The sequence below is a fragment of the Prolixibacter denitrificans genome (assembly GCF_003014495.1).
In the GTDB taxonomy this organism is placed as follows: Bacteria; Bacteroidota; Bacteroidia; order Bacteroidales; family Prolixibacteraceae; genus Prolixibacter; species Prolixibacter denitrificans.
On sequence record NZ_PYGC01000002.1, the window covers coordinates 449115 to 468155 of the forward strand.

At 47.5% G+C, this 19041-nt stretch carries 9 protein-coding genes; 7 read left to right on the forward strand and 2 right to left on the reverse strand.

The annotated features are described in order from the left end of the window. Positions 1–81: 81 nt before the first annotated feature. Positions 82–1200 carry a cyclic dehypoxanthinyl futalosine synthase gene (gene mqnC / locus CLV93_RS05620; RefSeq protein WP_106541191.1) on the reverse strand — a complete coding sequence of 373 codons (1119 nt, stop codon included), beginning with the start codon at positions 1198–1200 and terminating at the stop codon, positions 82–84. Between the two features lie 130 nt (positions 1201–1330). On the opposite strand from mqnC, the gene CLV93_RS05625 reads away from it, so the two are divergent. The 4 genes from CLV93_RS05625 (at position 1331) to sov (ending at position 12134) form a co-directional block, all read left to right on the forward strand. Next, complete coding sequence (locus tag CLV93_RS05625; protein WP_106541192.1) at positions 1331–2755, forward strand: leucyl aminopeptidase family protein; 1425 nt, start codon at positions 1331–1333, stop codon at positions 2753–2755. A 119-nt stretch (positions 2756–2874) separates the two neighbouring features. Then, positions 2875–3936 carry a 4-hydroxythreonine-4-phosphate dehydrogenase PdxA gene (gene pdxA, locus CLV93_RS05630; RefSeq protein ID WP_106541193.1) on the forward strand — a complete coding sequence of 354 codons (1062 nt, stop codon included), beginning with the start codon at positions 2875–2877 and terminating at the stop codon, positions 3934–3936. 43 nt (positions 3937–3979) lie between these two features. Then, positions 3980–4561, forward strand: a complete 582-nt coding sequence (ruvA, locus tag CLV93_RS05635) for a Holliday junction branch migration protein RuvA (protein ID WP_106541194.1) — start codon at positions 3980–3982, stop codon at positions 4559–4561. 49 nt (positions 4562–4610) lie between these two features. Further along, positions 4611–12134, forward strand: a complete 7524-nt coding sequence (gene sov / locus CLV93_RS05640) for a T9SS outer membrane translocon Sov/SprA (protein WP_146141956.1) — start codon at positions 4611–4613, stop codon at positions 12132–12134. A gap of 23 nt (positions 12135–12157) precedes the next feature. On the opposite strand, the gene CLV93_RS05645 is transcribed toward sov, so the two are convergent. After that, on the reverse strand, positions 12158–13600 hold the full coding sequence (locus tag CLV93_RS05645) for an oligosaccharide flippase family protein (RefSeq protein WP_106541196.1): 1443 nt from the start codon (positions 13598–13600) through the stop codon (positions 12158–12160). Positions 13601–13699: 99 nt separating this feature from the next. On the opposite strand from CLV93_RS05645, the gene CLV93_RS05650 reads away from it, so the two are divergent. From CLV93_RS05650 to CLV93_RS05660, 3 genes are all read left to right on the forward strand, one after another. After that, positions 13700–14833, forward strand: a complete 1134-nt coding sequence (locus CLV93_RS05650; protein ID WP_106541197.1) for a glycosyltransferase family 4 protein — start codon at positions 13700–13702, stop codon at positions 14831–14833. A gap of 25 nt (positions 14834–14858) precedes the next feature. After that, complete coding sequence (locus CLV93_RS05655; protein ID WP_106541198.1) at positions 14859–15458, forward strand: ribonuclease HII; 600 nt, start codon at positions 14859–14861, stop codon at positions 15456–15458. Between the two features lie 192 nt (positions 15459–15650). Then, positions 15651–18998, forward strand: a complete 3348-nt coding sequence (locus CLV93_RS05660) for a CPBP family intramembrane glutamic endopeptidase (protein WP_106541199.1) — start codon at positions 15651–15653, stop codon at positions 18996–18998. Positions 18999–19041 lie beyond the last annotated feature (43 nt).

The window sequence follows — 19041 nt, forward strand, 5'->3', positions numbered from 1 at the left end:
GGCATAAAAAAAAAGAGGCGGAACAATTAATTCCGCCTCTTTTTTTATGTGGTAACTCTCGGGAGTAAAGTTTCTTTTTAATTATGCCGGCTGCAATTCCGGAACCATTTCCGGCAATTCTACATGCTCGTAACCCTGGTTACGCAGTTGCGGACGGAAACCAGCATCGATAATCGATTGCTGAATACCTTTGGCATTCATCTGGTACGATGCGCCTGCGGCAGAAACAACATTTTCCTCAATCATGATGGAACCCATGTCGTTAGCTCCGGCATTCAGACAAAGCTGCGCGGTATCTCTTCCTACTGTTAACCACGATGCCTGGATGTTGGTCACATTGTGCAACATGATACGTGCAACGGCAATCATCCGCACATATTCCATTGGCTCAATCGGAGTAACTTCGATGTTCTGGTAGAGCTCGGTATCTTCCAGCATCACCGGCCAAGGAATGAAAGCGGTGAAGCCATCACTACCTTCCGGGCGTTCGTCCTGCACATCGCGAAGCAGTGCCAGGTGTTCGATGCGCTCGCGGTTGGTTTCAATCGTTCCGAACATCATGGTAGCCGAAGTCACCATTTTCAGTTTGTGAGCTTGACGCATTACGTCAAGCCACTCCTGCGTGTTGCACTTTCCGGGTGATAAAATCCGGCGAACCCGATCCGACAGAATTTCTGCACCGGCTCCGGGCAAACTATCCAGCCCCGAATCCCGCAGTTGGATAAGCGTATCGCGGAAGCTCAAACGAGAGCGCTTGGCGATGTGTGCCACCTCAGGTGGTCCCAGCGAGTGCAGTTTCACTTCCGGATAACGGCGTTTCAACTCACTGAACAGGTCGGTATAAAACTTGATACCATATCGCGGATGCATGCCGCCCTGGAGCAGCAGCTGATTACCACCCTGCTTGAGCATTTCCTCAATTTTTTCAGAATACTCTTCGATGGTGGTTGTATAGGTATCCTTATCGCCGATATCGCGTCGGAAATTACAGAAATTACAGTGGGCCACACATACGTTGGTGGTATTTACGTTGCGGTCGATTATCCAGGTTACCACGTTGCCGGGCACCTTCTTCTTCCGCAGCTCATTTGCTACATGCATCAACTCCGGAGTGGGAGCATGCTCATACAGCAGCAATCCTTCATCAACGGTCAATGCCTCAAAATTTAAGGCTTTTTGGTATATTGATTCGAAATTCATGTAGTAAAAATTTGGCGTAAAGGTACTAATTTTCAAATACGATAGTTGCTGATTTTTACGGCTATCCTTTTTAAAAAGATTCAACCTTTTTCAGGGGATAATGTTGCATCAGTAAATTTAAATTTTCGATATGGAACTGAAAAGACAAAGCAAATACAGTGGTAATAATCTGGTATACATATTAAAAGATGGTCTGGAGCTGGCCTCTGTTCCGCTTAGCGAAAAAGAAAAAAAATATGCCGAAAAGCGGTTGGAAGATAAAGCCGAATTAATTTTCATCAACCGATTGGATGGATGGATTTTTCTGGTTGTTCCGAAACAGGACAAAGGTGAAGAGGCATTTTTAGAGCAATGCCGGAAAAAAGGAGATGAAATTGCAGTGCGGGCTACCGAGGAAAAACTGGAAGATCTGGGCATATTGGGAAACAATGCTCAGGCTGTTTTGGCTGTCGCTGAAGGAGTGGCATTGAGCAGCTACCGGTTTTTGAACCATTTTACAGATAAAAAAGGGAAAGAGACTTCGCTAAAAAGTGTGTCTCTGGTCTCTGAGCAATTGAGCGATGCTGACGTAACTGAATTGAGCAACCTGGTGAAGAGTGTTTGCCAAACACGCGATTTAGTAAACGAACCGCTGTCGCACATGAATGCTGAGCGGCTGGCAGAAGCTTTCACGAAGATGGGAAAGGAAGCCGGAGTGACGGTGGATGTTTTCCATATGCAAAAAATAGAATCGCTAAAAATGGGCGGCCTGCTGGCGGTCAATAAAGGAAGTATCGATCCTCCCACATTCACCATCATGGAATGGAAACCGGAAAACCCGGTGAATGAAAAACCGATTGTGCTGGTCGGTAAAGGCGTGGTGTACGATACGGGAGGTATGAGCCTCAAGCCGACGGCCAATTCGATGGATTACATGAAATCGGATATGGCCGGTGGCGCTGCTGTAGGTGGAGCCATTTATGCGGCGGCGCTGAACCGTTTGCCATTGCATGTTATTGCGCTGATTCCGGCAACTGATAACCGCCCCGACGGAAACGCTTATGTTCCGGGTGATGTGATTACGATGCATAGCGGCAAAACCGTGGAAGTGCTCAACACCGATGCAGAAGGGCGTTTGTTGCTGGCCGATGCATTAAGCTATGCGAAGAAATTTGAACCGCAACTGGTCATCGATGCGGCTACGCTAACCGGGTCAGCAGCCGTTGCGCTGGGACACTATGGAATTGCGGGTATGGGAACTGCGAAACCGGAAGTGATGCAGCAACTTCAAAAAGCCGGGCACGAAGTGTACGAGCGTGTGGTCGAATTTCCTTTTTGGGAGGAATATGGCGAATTGTTGAAATCGGATATTGCCGACCTGAAAAACCTGGGGCCGCGCGAAGCAGGAATGATTACTGCCGGGAAGTTCCTCGAAAACTTTGTGGACTATCCCTGGATTCACCTGGATATCGCCGGAGCCGCTTTTCTGATGCAACCGGACGGCTATCGTGGAAAGGGAGCTACGGGCACTGGTGTACGCCTGTTATACCGTTTCCTGAAAAGCATGGTTGGATGATATGCTCTGAAACCTCTATAAAAACACGGGCTGTTCAGGGATATACCGAAGAAAAGTTTAAATTTGACCATCCTTTCTCCTTAGGGGAATTGTTGAAAATCTAACATTTAGACAGGACTATGAAGCAACATATTGTCAAGGTCGGAATTACGCACGGCGACATCAACGGAATTGGTTATGAGGTTATCATGAAGGCTCTGCTGGACAACCGGATAATGGAAAACTGTACTCCCATTGTCTACGGTTCGCCCAAAGTAGCCGCTTATCACCGAAAGGCCTTAAATATTAATAATTTCAGTTTTAACCACATTAACACGGCGGAAGAAGCAGTGCCCAAGCGGCCCAATATTATTAACTGTATCGATGAGAATATCCGGGTCGAGCTGGGTAAATCGACCAAGATGGCCGGCGAAGCGAGCTACATGGCACTCGAAGCGGCTGTTAAGGATATCAAAGAGGGGAAGATTGATGTGCTGATTACGGCTCCCATCAACAAGGAGAATATTCAGTCCAACGTTTTTCACTTTCCGGGACACACGCAGTATCTGGCCGAAGAGTTTAAGGCGGATGATCACCTGATGCTGATGGTGAGCAACGACCTGAAAGTTGGTATTGTTACTGAACACATTCCGTTGTCGAAAGTGGCCTCGACGATTACCACGGACATGATCCTGAGTAAGCTCCGGGTATTGAACCGGACATTGATGGAGGACTTTACGTTGCACAAGCCCCGTATTGCAGTTCTGGCGTTGAATCCGCACGCTGGTGACCATGGATTGATTGGTGACGAAGAAGAGCGTGAAATTATTCCTGCCATCAAAGCGGCGAATGAAGAGGGAATGATTGCCATGGGACCGTATCCCGCCGACGGATTTTTCGGTTCATCCGATTACAAGAAATTCGATGCTATTCTGGCGATGTACCACGATCAGGGACTGACGCCGTTTAAGTTGGCGTCGTTCGAGTCGGGCGTGAATTTCACCGCAGGCTTGCCCATTGTCAGGACATCTCCGGGACACGGAACGGCTTACAGTCTGGCTGGTGAAGGAACCGCTTCGGAAGATTCGTTCCGGAACGCCATGTACCTGGCCATTGACCTGTTCCTGAACCGGGAGCAGTACAAAGAGTTTTCGAAAGATCCGCTGCAGAGTCAGGAGATCGATCGAACCGGGGGAGAATAGTTTTCTCCCCGATTCCATGAATAAACTTGAATGAACGCAAAGGATGTACGAATACATCAAGGGAAATATCACTGAACTAACGCCTGCTTCGGTCATTGTTGAGACCGGAGGTATCGGGTACTTTATCAACATTTCACTAACCACCTATACCCGTTTGAACGGACGGGAAAATGTGACGGTTTTTCTTCAGCAAATTGTTCGCGAAGACGCCCATCTCCTGTATGGTTTTGCCGACCGGGATGAGCGGGAGATCTTCAGGTTACTGATATCGGTGAACGGCATCGGAGCCAATACGGCTGTTATGATGCTTTCGTCGTATCAGCCGGAGCAGCTGAGGGACGCTATTGCTACCGAGAATGTGAATGTGCTCAAAAGTATCAAAGGCATTGGAGCCAAAACGGCGCAGCGGGTTATCATCGATTTGAAGGATAAAATCGGTAAATCATCAGAATCAGTGCAGGTTTTCGACAAAGCAGACAATACCACGCGGGAAGAAGCGTTATCTGCTTTGGTGATGCTGGGGTTCAACAAGCGGGCAATCGAAAAAGCACTGGACCGGATTTTTTCCGACAATCCGGGTATTTCTGTTGAGGAAACCATAAAAATTGCGCTGAAAAATCTTTGAGGGCTCCCTTTCCCTGCATTTTTGCGGAAAAAATTTGTAGTAGCTGGTGTTGAGAAGGTACCGTAGATATATACTGGCTATTCCCCTGCTGATTATCGTTGTGTCCATTATCGGAAACAGCGATGCGTCGGTCAACATGGGAAAAGCTGTCAGGTGGAATGATAACGGTCCGGTTAAAGAAGAGGGTGATACGCTTGCCGTAGATACCATTGGGAAATTACCCTATCCCTTTCGGGATAAAGGCCCCTTCGGAAATGCAGGACAACAGGATTCATCCGCCTTGTATCTTCATGATCCTTCGAATATGAAAAAGGAGGTGGAGTACGATCCGGAAACCGGCGATTATATTTTCTACGACCGGATTGGAGACTTCAACTACCGGCTACCGCGAACCATGTCGCTGGAAGAGTACCGCCATTGGGATTTTCAGGAGTCCATTAAGCGCTACTGGCGGCAACGGATGGCACAACAATCCTTCGAACAACAGTCGCAACTCATCCCCCAACTCAAGGTAGGCGGCGAATCTTTCAACAGAATATTCGGTTCGAATACGGTGAGCATTCGCCCACAGGGCTATGTAGAACTGAGCCTTGGTGTGCAAACTAACCGCATCGATAATCCTTCCATTCCCGAAAGGATGCGTAAAACCACAACATTCGATTTCAACGAGAAAGTGAACATGAATGTGGTGGGACAAATCGGAAGTAAGCTGAATATGCGGGTGAATTATAATACCGAAGCGACTTTCGATTTTGAAAACAAGATGAAGCTGAACTACACCGGCGATGAGGATGAGATTGTGAAGAATGTGGAAGCCGGTAACGTTTCGATGCCGTTGTCGGGGTCGCTGATTACCGGAGGGACTAATCTCTTTGGGGTGAGAACGGATCTGCAGTTTGGTAAACTCGCGGTTTCGACAATTTTCTCGCAGCAAAAAGGAGAAACCAAGACCATCGAAACGGAGGGCGGTGCCCAGAAGACCAAGTTCAAACTCGATGTAACGGATTACGATGCCAACCGGCACTTCTTCCTCGGGCAGTATTTTTACGATCACTACGATCAGGCACTGGCCAACCTGCCGGTTATCAATTCAGCCATCACCATCAACAAGGTGGAAGTATGGGTCACCAATAAATCCAACGACTTTAAGGAATCCCGAAATATTCTGGCACTAACCGACCTGGGTGAACGGGGTGCGAACCGTGAGAATCAATCGATTTCAGAATTTGGCGATACGCCCGGACTCTCGTACCCGGAAAACGTTTATACGTTCAACGGTGCCAACCAAATGTATAAGTCCATCACGTCTACCTATTCCGGTATTCGTAATATTGCACAGCTGACACAGGTAATGGCTCCGTTGGCCAGTCGAGGATTTGTGGCCGGCCGCGACTACGAAAAAATAGAAAATGCCCGCAGGCTCTCTCCTTCAGAATATACCGTCAATAAGAAACTGGGTTACATTTCGCTCAACTCAGCTCTGAATGCGGATGAGGTGTTGGCTGTCGCTTACCAGTACACGGCCAACGGGAAAACCTACCAGGTGGGTGAATTCTCGACCGATGGTATCGATGCGCCGCAGACGTTGGTTCTGAAACTAATCAAAGGCACCGATTTAAATCCCAAATTCAAGAATTGGGATTTGATGATGAAAAACGTCTATAACCTCGGGGCTTACCAGCTTTCGCCGGAAGATTTCCGTTTCGACGTGGAATACCAGAACGATTCGACCGGTACTAATTTGAATTACCTGCCTACAGGTCCGCTGAAGGAGAAAATATTGCTCAAGGTGATGAACCTTGACAATCTGAACAAGCAAAAGGATCCGTATCCCGACGGACTTTTCGACTTTATCGACGGCGTGACGATCGATGCCGCTACAGGGCGGGTGTTCTTCCCGGTTGTTCAGCCATTCGGTTCCAACCTGAAAAAGCAACTGGGGAGCGATCAGACGGCAATCGACCGATATGTTTTCCAGAGTTTGTATGATGAAACAAAGACAGTAGCCGAGCAGGATGCTGAAAAAAATAAATATCAGTTGGTAGGTAGTTACAAGGGAAGTGCCAGCAACGAAATTTCGCTCAATACAATTAACGTAGCGCGGGGATCGGTAAAAGTAACTGCCGGTGGCCGGGAGCTGACGGAAAACGTCGATTACGTGCTGGATTACGCCCAGGGAACGGTGAAGATTATTAACCAGGGGCTGCTCGAATCGGGAACGCCTATTTCGGTTTCCACCGAAAGTAACAATCTGTTCAGTATGCAGCGGAAGACCTTGTTGGGGACCCACATGAATTACGAGTTCAATAAGAACTTTAATCTGGGCGGTACGGTAATGTATCTGCACGAGAAGCCGCTGACGCAGAAAGTGAATTACGGTGAAGATCCCATTTCGAACACCATGCTGGGATTGAATGCTTCGTATAAAACATCATCGCAACTGATTACTAATTTGGTGGATGCACTGCCATTCCTTGATACGAAAGCGGAATCGAAAGTGGCTGTGGATGCGGAGTTTGCACAGTTACTTCCCGGACACTCGAAGGTGATTTCGAATGCCGGTGCAGTGTATATCGATGATTTCGAGGGGACGAAAACGACCATCGATATGAAAACGCAGCATGCGTGGACCTTCGCCAGCACGCCGCAGGGACAAGACATGTTCCCGGAAGGAGAGCTGGTTGACAACCTGGCCAATGGCTACAACCGGGCAAAGCTGGCGTGGTATGTTATCGATCCGCTCTTGCAACGAAATACCGCGACTACGCCGAAGCATCTCTTAGAGTTTCCGAAACAGCGCTCGAGTAACTATGTGCGCGAAGTATATCAGAGTGAAATTTATCCCGACAGGCAGACACCTGTAGGTCAACCTACGAATATTCCGACACTTGATTTGGCATATTATCCTTCGGAAAAAGGTCCATACAACTTTGATACTTACCCTTCGACTTACTCTGCCGGTGTAGCTCCCAATGGTTCGCTGAATCAGCCTGAGACGCGCTGGGGCGGAATTATGCGTCAGGTGCAGACCAGCGATTTTGAAGCAGCGAATATCGAGTACATCGAGTTCTGGATGATGGATCCGTTTGCCGAAGATACGTTGCAGCAAAATCCAGGTGGAGATTTGTATTTCGATTTGGGAAATGTGTCAGAGGATATTCTTCGGGATGGAAGAAAATCGTTTGAGAACGGATTGCCGGCCGATGGTAATTACGCAGCTACCTGCGATACGACTGCCTGGGGCCGTGTTTCGAGACAACAGTCGTTGGTGAAGGCTTTCGACAACAATCCACAGGCCCGTCGTTATCAGGATGTTGGTTTGGATGGTCTGGACTCGAAGGATGAAGAGAGTTTTTATAAAACGTATCTCGACCAGCTAAAAGGCTTGTTGATTGATAGTGTATACGCTAAGGTTTATGCCGATCCGGCGAATGATAACTTCCACTATTTCCGGGGAACCGATTATGATAATGAAAAGCTGGGTATTCTTCAGCGATACAAAAATTACAACAATCCTGATGGCAACTCGCCGACGTCCGATATGTCGCCGGAACCCTATAGTACGGCCGCAACATCAATTCCCGATGCCGAGGATATTAACGACGATAATACGTTAAGTGAGAATGAGTCATATTTTCAATACCACCTGAAGCTGGATCGGCAGGATTTGACTGTTGGAAAGAATTACATCACCGACGCGAAAACGGCGCGTGTTAAACTGAAAGATGGTACCACTTCGGAGATTACCTGGTACCAGTTTAAGATCCCGGTCAAACAACCGACTTCGACTATCGGAACTATTTCCGATTTCCGTTCTATCCGTTTTATGCGGATGTTCCTGCGCGGATGGAAGAAGCCGGTCGTGTTGCGTTTTGCCACGCTCGATTTGGTTCGCTCTGACTGGCGGATTTATGAAAAGGATTTGTCGGAAAACAACAGTGTTCCTTCTCCGAATACCAAGTTCGAGATATCAGCTGTCAACATTGAGGAGAATGCGAATCGCGAGCCGGTGAACTACGTGTTACCTCCCGGAATCAGCCGTGTGATCGACCCCGCCAACCCGCAGATCCGACAACTGAACGAACAGTCGATGGTGCTGCGGACGATCGATTTGCCAACCGGCGATGCGCGGGCAGCATACAAAACCACTACAGTAGACATGCGGCGGTATAAAACGCTGAAAATGGAGGTGCATGCCGAAGCAATTAAAAACCATGCGTTGAATGATGACGATCTTTCGCTTTTCATTCGCATCGGGTCGGATTACCGCTACAACTATTACGAATATGAAATTCCGCTGAAGCTGACGCCGCCGGGTTACTACAGTAATGATTCGCAGAACGACCGGTTCATTGTGTGGCCCGAAGCGAACCGGATGTATATCCCGCTGGATCTGTTACCAAAGTTAAAGCTCGAGCGAAATGCCAAAATGCGGCAAGCTGGGTCCCAGCTTTCGATGAATGATGTCTTTGAAAAGATTCAGAATGGTGTGAACAACAACCAGAACATCATTAAGGTGAAGGGTAATCCCAACCTGGGAGAGGTGACTTCGGTGATGATTGGTATCCGGAACAAGGATGGTAGCCCGCATCCGGGAAGTAAATCGGTGGAAGTATGGGTCAACGAGCTTCGATTGACGGATTTCGACGAGAAAGGTGGTTGGGCAGCCTTGGGCCGCATTTCGGGTAACTTGGCTGATTTGGGTACTTATTCGTTTGCCGGACGAACCAGTACGGCCGGCTTCGGAAGTATCGATTCGAAGATGCAGCAGCGCAGTATGGAAGACAGCCATGAGTACGATATTTCTACGAATCTTCAATTAGGAAAATTCTTTGGGGAGAAGTCGGGAGTACAGATTCCGATGTACCTCGGTTTTTCGAAAGCGGTACAAACGCCGGAATATTCGCCGCTCGACCCGGATGTGAAATTGAAAGATGCGCTGGATGCTGCTGCGAATAAGTCCGAAAGGGATTCTATCAAGCGAATTTCGCAGGATTATACCACTCGTCGAAGTATCAATTTCACGAATGTGCACATCGACAAGCCTAACAAAAAAGGGAAACCCAAGGTCTATGATATTTCGAATTTCGCGGTGACCTATTCATTCAACCAGTATTATCACCGTGACATCAACACCACGAGGAATGAGACGCGTAATACACGCATGCTGTTTTCGTACAACTACAACACACGTCCAAAGGCTGTGGAGCCCTTCAAAAATGTGAAGTTGTTTCGCTCGCCGTGGTTCTCGCTGATTCGTGATTTCAACTTCTATTACTCGCCGGAACAGATTTCTTTCCGCTCGGATATGAACCGGAGGTACAGCGAGCTGCAGTATCGTAACATCACCAATCCCGATTTTATTATTCCTTCTTCTTACGAGAAAGATTTTATCTGGGACCGCTACTATGATTTGCGATACAGCCTCACCCGCAGTTTGAAGCTGGATGTTTCGGCTCAGAATACATCACGCGTGGAAGAGCCGTTGGGAGTCCGGTTAAACAAGAATCAGGATGAGTATGAGGCACGGCGTGATACAATTATTCAGAGTATTCTCGACGGAGGTCGTAACACGCATTATCATCATACGGTGAATGCTTCGTACACATTGCCGATTAATAAAATTCCATTGCTGAACTGGACATCGGGTTCGGCGCGCTATCAATCGACTTTTGACTGGGATACCGGACCGATTACCAGCAGTGAATACCAGCTGGGTAATATTATCCAAAACTCACGTTCGATGCAGTTTAACGGTCAGGCCAACCTGGTAAACCTGTATAACAAAGTCCCGTTCCTGAGAAAAGTAAATCAAAAATATTCGGGAGGACGGGGAAGAAGAAGCATGATGCGGCGGCCTTCGCCGATGCGTTCGGATGCCCGGAACGGAGGGAATGGGAAAGAGGTGCGGTTCGCCGACAAGGGACTCAACCTGAAGGCTGGGAAGGCCCGCTCGATTTTCCATAAGCTGGGTACGAAAGATGTCCGGGTAACCGTTACGGATGCTAAGGGAAAACCGATTAACGGTGAGGTGAAGATCGTGAATGAAAACCGGGTGACTTTTACAGCTCCCAGGGATTATACCAATGCCAATGTGTTGGTGGTAGGTACACAAAAACCATCTGCCAATATCGCCCTGGAGATAGCCCAATTCACTTCGCGTTTACTGATGATGGTCCGCGATATCAATATTTCCTATACACAGACCGACGGAACGGTTCTTCCGGGCTACCTGCCAAATACCAGCTATTTTGGACTGGAGAATTATGCTCCCGATGGCAGTACCGTCAAATCACTGGCCCCGGGATGGCCTTTTGTTTTGGGACAACAGGACCCGGACTTTGCCTGGAAAGCGATTCAGAATGGTTGGATGACGACGGATTCTGCTCAAAACAGCCCGTATCAAATGACTCACAACAATACACTGAACCTGCGGGCTAAACTCGAACCCATTCCGGGATTGAAAATTGATTTGACGGCCAACCGGAGTTATTCCGAAAACTCATCGGAATTCTATTTGTACGATGCGCAGGATGGCTGGGGTGCTTACAACAAAAATTATTTCGGGAACTTCACCATGTCGGTTATTACAATCGGATCAGCTTTCGATAAGCTGGGTACCAGTGGTGTGCAGCAATCTTCGGCATGGGATAAGTTTCGGGATTACCGTCATATTATTGCCGGTCGGTTAGCCGCTCAGCGGGTGGCGAATCCGAACCAGGGATACGATCCGGGTAAAACTGATCCGACGACCGGATTCCCCGATGGCTATGGTCCAACCGCTGCTCAGGTTCTGATACCTTCGTTCTTTGCTGCGTATACCGGAACCGATCCAAATAAAGTATCGCTCGATCCGTTCCCTTCGGTCAAGTTCATGATGCCTAACTGGCGTCTTCAATACAATGGTGCTGTTAACGCTGTTCCGGGTTTGAAGAATATAATGAAAACGGTCAGTATTTCACATGCCTACCGTTCTTCTTATAACGTGGGGTCGTTTATCAGTAACCTGAATTATGATGAGCTTGGTGATGGCTTCAGTTATGTGCGTGACTATCAGGATAACTTCCTGCCAAAGAATGACATTAACGCCATCAGTATCAATGAGTCGTTCAGTCCGCTGTTCAACGTGGATGTGACCTGGTTAAATAACCTGACCACTCGTTTCGAATACCGGAAATCACGGAATTTGACGCTTAGCTTGACAAATAATCAGTTGACGGAAGTGTACAACAACGAGATGAGTGTCGGTTTGGGCTACCGTTTCGAGGATTTGAAGTTGTTCATTAAGACGAAGAACTCGCAGAAGACATTGAACAACGACTTGCAAGTCAGGGCGGACTTTGGCTTGCGGAAGAACAAAACCGTTCTGAGAAAACTGGTGGAATCAGATGATCAGCTTACGGCCGGCCAGCAGGCAATGACCATCAAATTATCGGCCGATTACAATCTGAGTGAAGCCTTTATCGTCCGGTTGTATTACGACCGAATTGTGAATAATCCGTTTATTTCGCTCTCTTATCCCACGGCTAATTCCAACATTGGTGTAAGCTTCCGGTTCACTTTATCGCACTAATTTTTCCGGTTCAACCGGAAGACTTATTGCTCAGTTAAAATGGCTCGCAATGTCTTCAAGCTGATGAGCCCGGTTCCAAAGGCGAGTAGTATTCCGCCCACCAGCATGATCAGATATCCTTGCAACCAATTTTGCCATCCGGCACAGAAAATTCCCAATACAATGACAGCTAACGCATAGAAAAGTATGCGCATAATTAGCTTGAAATCCGGTGTAAACCGGAAAAGATAATAGACTAAAACAACCTGCGCCAGCGCCATCACCGATTGCGTAGCGAAAGCTGCCCATGCGGCGCCCAAAGCCATCAATTTAGGTATCATCATCAGGTTGAGGATGAGATTCAGTACAACGCCTCCGGCCGCTAAAATATTTAATTGTTTTAATGTTCCTTTGGCGGTTAGTAGTGTTCCGAAGATGTAGGTAGTGGCAATCGAAATAAATGTAAACATAAGGATTCCGAGGATGAGCGGCGATTGCGAGGTGTTGTGGTGATAAAGCACCTCCATGATTTCCTTCCGGAAAAACCAGGAAGAGAAAGCGAGCAGCAATGCCGGAGCAATAATCAGCAAAAAGGAAAACCGCAGCATCGGACGAATGTCTTCTTGCTTTTTCAGCATTCTGGAGAAGATGGGCAGCAGCATCCCCGCGAAAAGCACGCCGAAATTTGAAACAGCTTCGAGCAAGCGATAAGCCTGGGCATAAATTCCGGCTTCGGTTTTTCCTTCTGTTGCCGGAAGCAGGCGTTCGATGAGAACGGAATCCATTCTTGTGTACAGCGACATAAGCAAAATGAGCAGTGCGTAAGGGTAGGACTTCCGCAGGAAAATGATGAAAAACGAGCGATTGAAACTAAGTTTGATACTTCCCGAATAGTGTTTCACGACTGCGAAAATGATGATGGCTGCCAGCAGATACGAAAATGTCTGAATGTAAACGAACCATTCTATGCGCATGGTGTGATCGGTCAAGTTGGTAAACAAGATGATGCTGCAAAAAAGAATCATCAATGAGCGGTCGAGTATCGACAAAAGGCTATCGGTGCGAAACAGGTGGAGAGCTGTTAAATTCGAGCGAAAATAGAGACTGAAGGAGATGAAAATCTGGTTCAGAATCAGGAATACCAACAATGAAATTTGGGCGGCTGAGTAACCGATAATCAGCGCTGCAACCATCGAAACAATGGCATAAACTGTCGCCAGAATAATCTTCAGGCCCGATACGTTAGCCAGATGTTTGTTTAGAAGCTGTGTGTGGCGGGCAATGTTCCGGTTATTATAATTCGTAATTCCCAGGTCGGGAATCATATTGAGGAGCAGTGTGAAGTTGAGCAGCGAGAAATAAAATCCGTACGACTCGGCTCCTACCATGTTCTGTACCGTCCGGTCGATGCCAAATATCCAAAATGGTTTTATTAGCAAATTCAGGACAATAAGTAGGAGTAGGTTGGTGACGAATTTCTTTTGCAAGGTGAATAGTTTTGCTTTAATTCAAAATTAAGAAATTTTCCGTGCGAGGTTAGCTAAGGATAAATACCTTTGCTTTTTAGCAATTCTATTTAACGGAATATGAATATTGTTGTGAATACAAGGTTGTTGCTTCCCGGTAAGTTGGAAGGAATTGGGCGGTTTACGCACGAAACGTTGCGTAGAATGACGACCAATCATCCGGAGCATCGCTTTTTTTTCCTTTTCGATAGGCCTTATTCACGCGAATTCATTTATAGTTCTAATGTTACTCCGGTTGTTTTCGGCCCGCCGGCCCGTCACCCGTTGCTTTGGTATCTGTGGTTCGAACGGGTGGTTCCGCGCGCATTGAAAGGACTGAACGCACATCTGTTTTTATCGACTGATGGTTTCGCATCGTTGAGTACCAATGTTCCGCAAGCATTGGTGATACACGACTTGAGTTTTGAGCATCGTCCTCAGGATTTGCGTTTTTCACACTGGTGGTTCCAGCATCACTTTGTTCCTCGTTATGCAAAAAAGGCTAAAAGGTTGGTTACCGTTTCCGGATTTTCACGCGACGATTTGATGCAGAAATATCATATCTCCGAAAGCAAGATTGACGTCGTTCCCAACGGAGTTAGCGACATGTTTCACCCGTTGCCCGTTCCGGCGATTCGCAAAGTCAGAGGAAAATATACCAATGGTCGTCCCTATTTTCTGTTTGTTGGTGCGCTTCAGCCGCGCAAGAATCTGGTTGGACTTCTGCGGGCTTTCGACCAATTTTGTCAACAATCCACTACCGAAATTGATTTATTGATTGTTGGTGGAGCCATGCATAAAACGAGCGGAATTTCGAGAGCACACCGTTCGATGAAATGTGGAAACCGTGTTCATTTTACCGGACGTGTGCCTGATGTCGAATTGGTGCAGTTGATGGGAGCAGCTTTAGCTTTAACCTTTGTTCCGTTCTTCGAAGGATTTGGCATACCGGTCATCGAAGCAATGGCTGCCGGCGTCCCGGTTATTTGTTCTAACTCGTCGTCATTGCCGGAGGTAGGAGGCGAGTCGGTTTGCTACGTCGAACCGGATTCCATCGACGAAATTGCTGCAGCGATGATGAAGATTTATACCGACCAGGAATATGCCGGCGATTTGATATTAAGCGGGGAAAAACGTTCCGAGAATTACACATGGGAGCGGTCGGCAGAGCTTTTATGGAAGTCGATGATGAAAACGATTGAATATCCTTCCTAACGAGGGAAATGATTAATTTTGAAACATGCTTGCATCGTTTTTACATGAGGGGAAAGTGGAAGCCGGCTGCGACGAAGCTGGCCGCGGGTGTTTAGCCGGGCCTGTGTTTGCGGCTGCTGTTATCCTGCCTGCCGATTTTCAAAATGATTTGCTGAATGATTCGAAGCAGCTAACTGAAAAGAATCGCTACCTGCTCAGGGAAATTGTCCAAAAAGAAGCGCTTTCGTGGGCTGTCGGTTACTACGATAATAACGAGATTGATGAAGTCAATATCCTCAATGCCTCCATCTTTTCGATGCACCGGGCATTGGAGCAGCTTAAGATTACACCGGAGCATATTCTGGTTGATGGCAATCGTTTCAAACCCTACCGGGATATCCCGCATACCTGTGTGATAAAAGGCGATGGAAAGTATCTGTCGATTGCTGCGGCCTCGGTTTTGGCCAAGACCTACCGCGATGATTTTATGCTCGATCTTCATCAACAATACCCGGTTTATGCCTGGGACCGGAACAAGGGATATCCTACCAAAGCACACCGCGAAGCCATTAAGCAGTATGGGGTAACCTCTTATCACCGAATGTCTTTTCGATTGACAGACGATCAGCTGACGCTGGAGCTCTAGGCCTATCTGATTAGCATAGTCTAACTAAACCAATGTAGATACACCCACGAAATTCAATATGCGATTTTGTCCGAATCGGCTGCATTTGTTGCCCTTGAAGGTTCATGTGGCATGGTTGAACCTGTTGCTCCGGGTCTCAATTTTCACTATCTTGAACCAATATGCTTTTCCTCAAACTAATTTCCTTTCCGTATGGATCAATTCTCGCTTTTCCGTAAGCCGATTACCTGGGTGATTCTTGTGCTTCTTTCGCTGGGTAGTGGTGTTTTCGTTTACCAAAATTTTGAAAAAGCCAATCCGCTCGTGCATGTCGATATCTCAATGTCACGTGATTCTGCCTTGTCTATGGCCTCCCGAATGTCGCAGAGGTTGAGGCTCGGGCCGGAACGCTTCCGGCAGGCAGCGAGTTTTACCAACGATTATCGGTTCCAAAACTATGTGGAGTTGGAAGGCGGAGGTCTCGATACGTTTTCAGTTGTCATGCAGCGGGGAGACTATCATCCGTATCGGTGGGTTGTCAGGCAATTTCAGGAGTACAACCCGCGTGAGGTGTTGTTCCGGTTTACCCCGGAAGGAAAGCCGTACGGTTTTAAAGAAAAGCTTCCCGAGGATTTCAAAGGCGCCGCTCTCGATTCGGCCCGTGCTCGTTACATCGCAGAGGAGGCAGCCCAAAAGGACTGGCATGCCAATATGAAGAATTATCATTTAGTGGAGCATTCTATCGAGGTGCTTCCAAGCGGGCGTATCGATCACACCTTTGTGTATGAGAATGACACGAAGAGCATTGCTGATGGGAAGTATCGTTTGCGGTTGGTGGTGAGCGGTGACCGGTTGACGGAATTGACATGGTTTGTGAAAATTCCCGAAGCATTTGATCGAAAATATGAAGAGATGCGCTCTTCCAATACGACTTTATCTTCCATTGCTACATTGCTCATGGCGTTGCTGTATGGTTTGGGCGGTATTGTAATAGGCCTGTTCTTCCTGATGAAGAGGCGATATGTTTTGTGGCGTAAAGCATTTATTTGGGGATTTGCTATTTGTTTCTTTTCAGTGTTTCTGGTTGAGGCCAATCAACTTCCCCTTTCGTGGCTTTATTACGAAACATCCACTTCTGCATCTAATTACATTGCCCGGACGCTTTTGTATGGATTTCTGAGCGCGATCGGAATGGGTGCGTTGGTCAGTTTGTCGATAACTGCCGGTGAAGGCATGGGACGCATGGCATTTCCCCGCCACGTCCAATTCTGGCATGTCTGGTCGAAAAGAGCAGGTAGTTCGAAGTTAGTTCTCGGACAAACTCTGGGCGCCTATCTTTTCATGATTATTGTACTGGCCTTCGATATTGCTTTCTACATGTTTACCACGCGGCATCTGGGTTGGTGGAGTCCGGCAGGAACCCTCTCCGATCCAGATATTTTAGCGACACCGTTTCCGTGGCTCAGCCCATTCTCGGTTTCGTTGCAGGCGGGATTCTGGGAAGAGGCGATGTTCCGTGCCATTCCGCTCGCAGGCGTTGTTCTGTTAACACGAAACTGGAAAAGTCACAGGTTTTGGGTAATCCTCGTACTGATTCTGCAAACGGTAGTATTTGGACTTGGGCACGCGAATTATCCCAACCAGCCATCGTATGCGCGGGTCGTTGAAATGCTGGTCCCGTTCGTGATTTTCGGAATTATTTATCTGCAGTTTGGACTGCTTCCGGTGATTATTACTCACTATGCGGTGGATGTCTTCTGGATCTCACTGCCCTTGTGGGTAGCCAGTTCTCCCGGAATCTGGATAGACCGAATCATTATTGTTCTCCTGTTTCTTACTCCGTTGTTCATTATCCTGTTTTTCAGGTTCCGAAATAAAAAGTGGACCGAATTGCCGGATACCTACCGAAATTGGGCGTGGCGACCTCCCAAGCCGGAAGAGGAAGAAACGTCACGAAGAACGATGGCCCCTTTTGCAGTGGAAAGTGATTTTGAGAAAAGGCCGGTATTTAAATGGATTCTTCCGGTAGCGGTCTTTGGTATTCTTTTGTGGGCGTTTTTCTCCAGGTTCGATCACGATGATGATTCGATGACTATCAAGAGAAAAGCGGCACTTGGCATCGCGAAAAAGGAGATGGCGCAACGCATTTCGCTCGATTCGGCCAATTGGACTGTCGCAACTACTGTAAAGGAAGGAGGGACCGATCATCGTTTTATTTGGCAGGAAGGAGGACCGGAAGTTTACAGGCAACTTCTTGGAACTTTCCTGGAGCCGTCGCACTTCATGGTCAGGTACATGAAAACGGAAGGTTCGGTAGAGGAACGGACTGAAGAATTTCGAATGGGAGTTTCGGGGAACGGAGAACTGTTATCCTATCGTCACGTATTCCCGGAGAAACAACCGGGAGCGAATCTTTCCCGGTCAGAAGCTTCCGAATTAGTCGACTCGCTTTTACACGTCGAGTTCCAGACGGGAATTTTCCGGCTGAAAGAGATTTCGGTTATACCGGAAAAACTGGACAAACGAACCGACTGGAAATTTACATATGCTGATACCGCTAATTATCCGTTGCGAACAGGTGAAGCAAGATACCAGGTTCAACTTGCCGGAAATAAACTCGCATATTTTGGCCGATCAATTCATGTTCCGGAGGATTGGCAGCGCGAATATCGTGATCGCGAAAGCAAGTTGTCTGTTTGGCGTACCATTAGCTGGTTGATTTTGGTGGCTGTGGTCATTGCCGGAATTGTTATCGGAATCATCCGCTGGACAAAAGGCTATTTTTCAGTGAGACTTTTCGGCATCATGACGGTTTTCCTCACGGTTGTGAAGCTGCTTTCGGTGGCAAACGGATGGAGCCAAAGCCTTTATGCTTATCCAACCGGGCAGGATTTTGGAAATTACATTACCGTTGCGCTGATTTTTCAGTTGCTTGGACCTCTTTTCCTGGCATTGGGAATGGGGGTTGTCGCAGGTATGTTGCCTTATACCATCGTGGCGCAGGAACGTATCGATGTTTCATCGCGAAAGCAGTTTGGATTAGGCTTGCTGTTGGCTGGTATTATTGCTCTTGTGCGTTTTTTCAGGCCCGAGCTTATGCCTTACATTCCTTGGTTTGGTGCGGCTAATGACTATATTCCGTGGTTGGGAGTCGTTTTCCATAATGTCGATAATTTCATTTTGCTGCCGGTTTTTGCCTGGTTGGTCACCCTGGGATTGAATAGAATAACCCATATGGGTAAAAAAAGAAATGCTGCCGGTGTAATGATTTCGCTTTTGATGGGACTATCAATTACAGGAAGTTCGCTGCAGCAGTTTGCCTATATGGTTCCTGCAGGTATTGTAGTTGGACTCATGATTTGGAGCGTCTGGTATTTTGCATTCCGGTATTCTCCCTCAATCATTCCGGTTGTCATGGCGGGGATTTTGGTGCCCGAAGCGGTGCGACAGGCTATTATAGCTGCCTATCCTGGCGCAATGACCGGTGAGATAATCACTTTGGCTGTTGGATTGAGTATTGCTGTATTTTGGGGCCGCGAGGTAAGGAAAATTACAGCTTGAGGGGATACTGTTTGAAAAACAGCATGGAAAAGCTCCAAATAAA

What these genes read in the sequence shown, in the direction of transcription:
- CLV93_RS05660 (WP_106541199.1), top strand. Translation starts at nt 15,651, where the DNA reads ATGGATCAATTCTCGCTTTTCCGTAAGCCGATTACCTGGGTGATTCTT.
- CLV93_RS05625 (WP_106541192.1), top strand. Translation starts at nt 1,331, where the DNA reads ATGGAACTGAAAAGACAAAGCAAATACAGTGGTAATAATCTGGTATAC.
- ruvA (WP_106541194.1), top strand. Translation starts at nt 3,980, where the DNA reads ATGTACGAATACATCAAGGGAAATATCACTGAACTAACGCCTGCTTCG.
- pdxA (WP_106541193.1), top strand. Translation starts at nt 2,875, where the DNA reads ATGAAGCAACATATTGTCAAGGTCGGAATTACGCACGGCGACATCAAC.
- CLV93_RS05650 (WP_106541197.1), top strand. Translation starts at nt 13,700, where the DNA reads ATGAATATTGTTGTGAATACAAGGTTGTTGCTTCCCGGTAAGTTGGAA.
- mqnC (WP_106541191.1), bottom strand. Translation starts at nt 1,200, where the DNA reads ATGAATTTCGAATCAATATACCAAAAAGCCTTAAATTTTGAGGCATTG.
- CLV93_RS05655 (WP_106541198.1), top strand. Translation starts at nt 14,859, where the DNA reads ATGCTTGCATCGTTTTTACATGAGGGGAAAGTGGAAGCCGGCTGCGAC.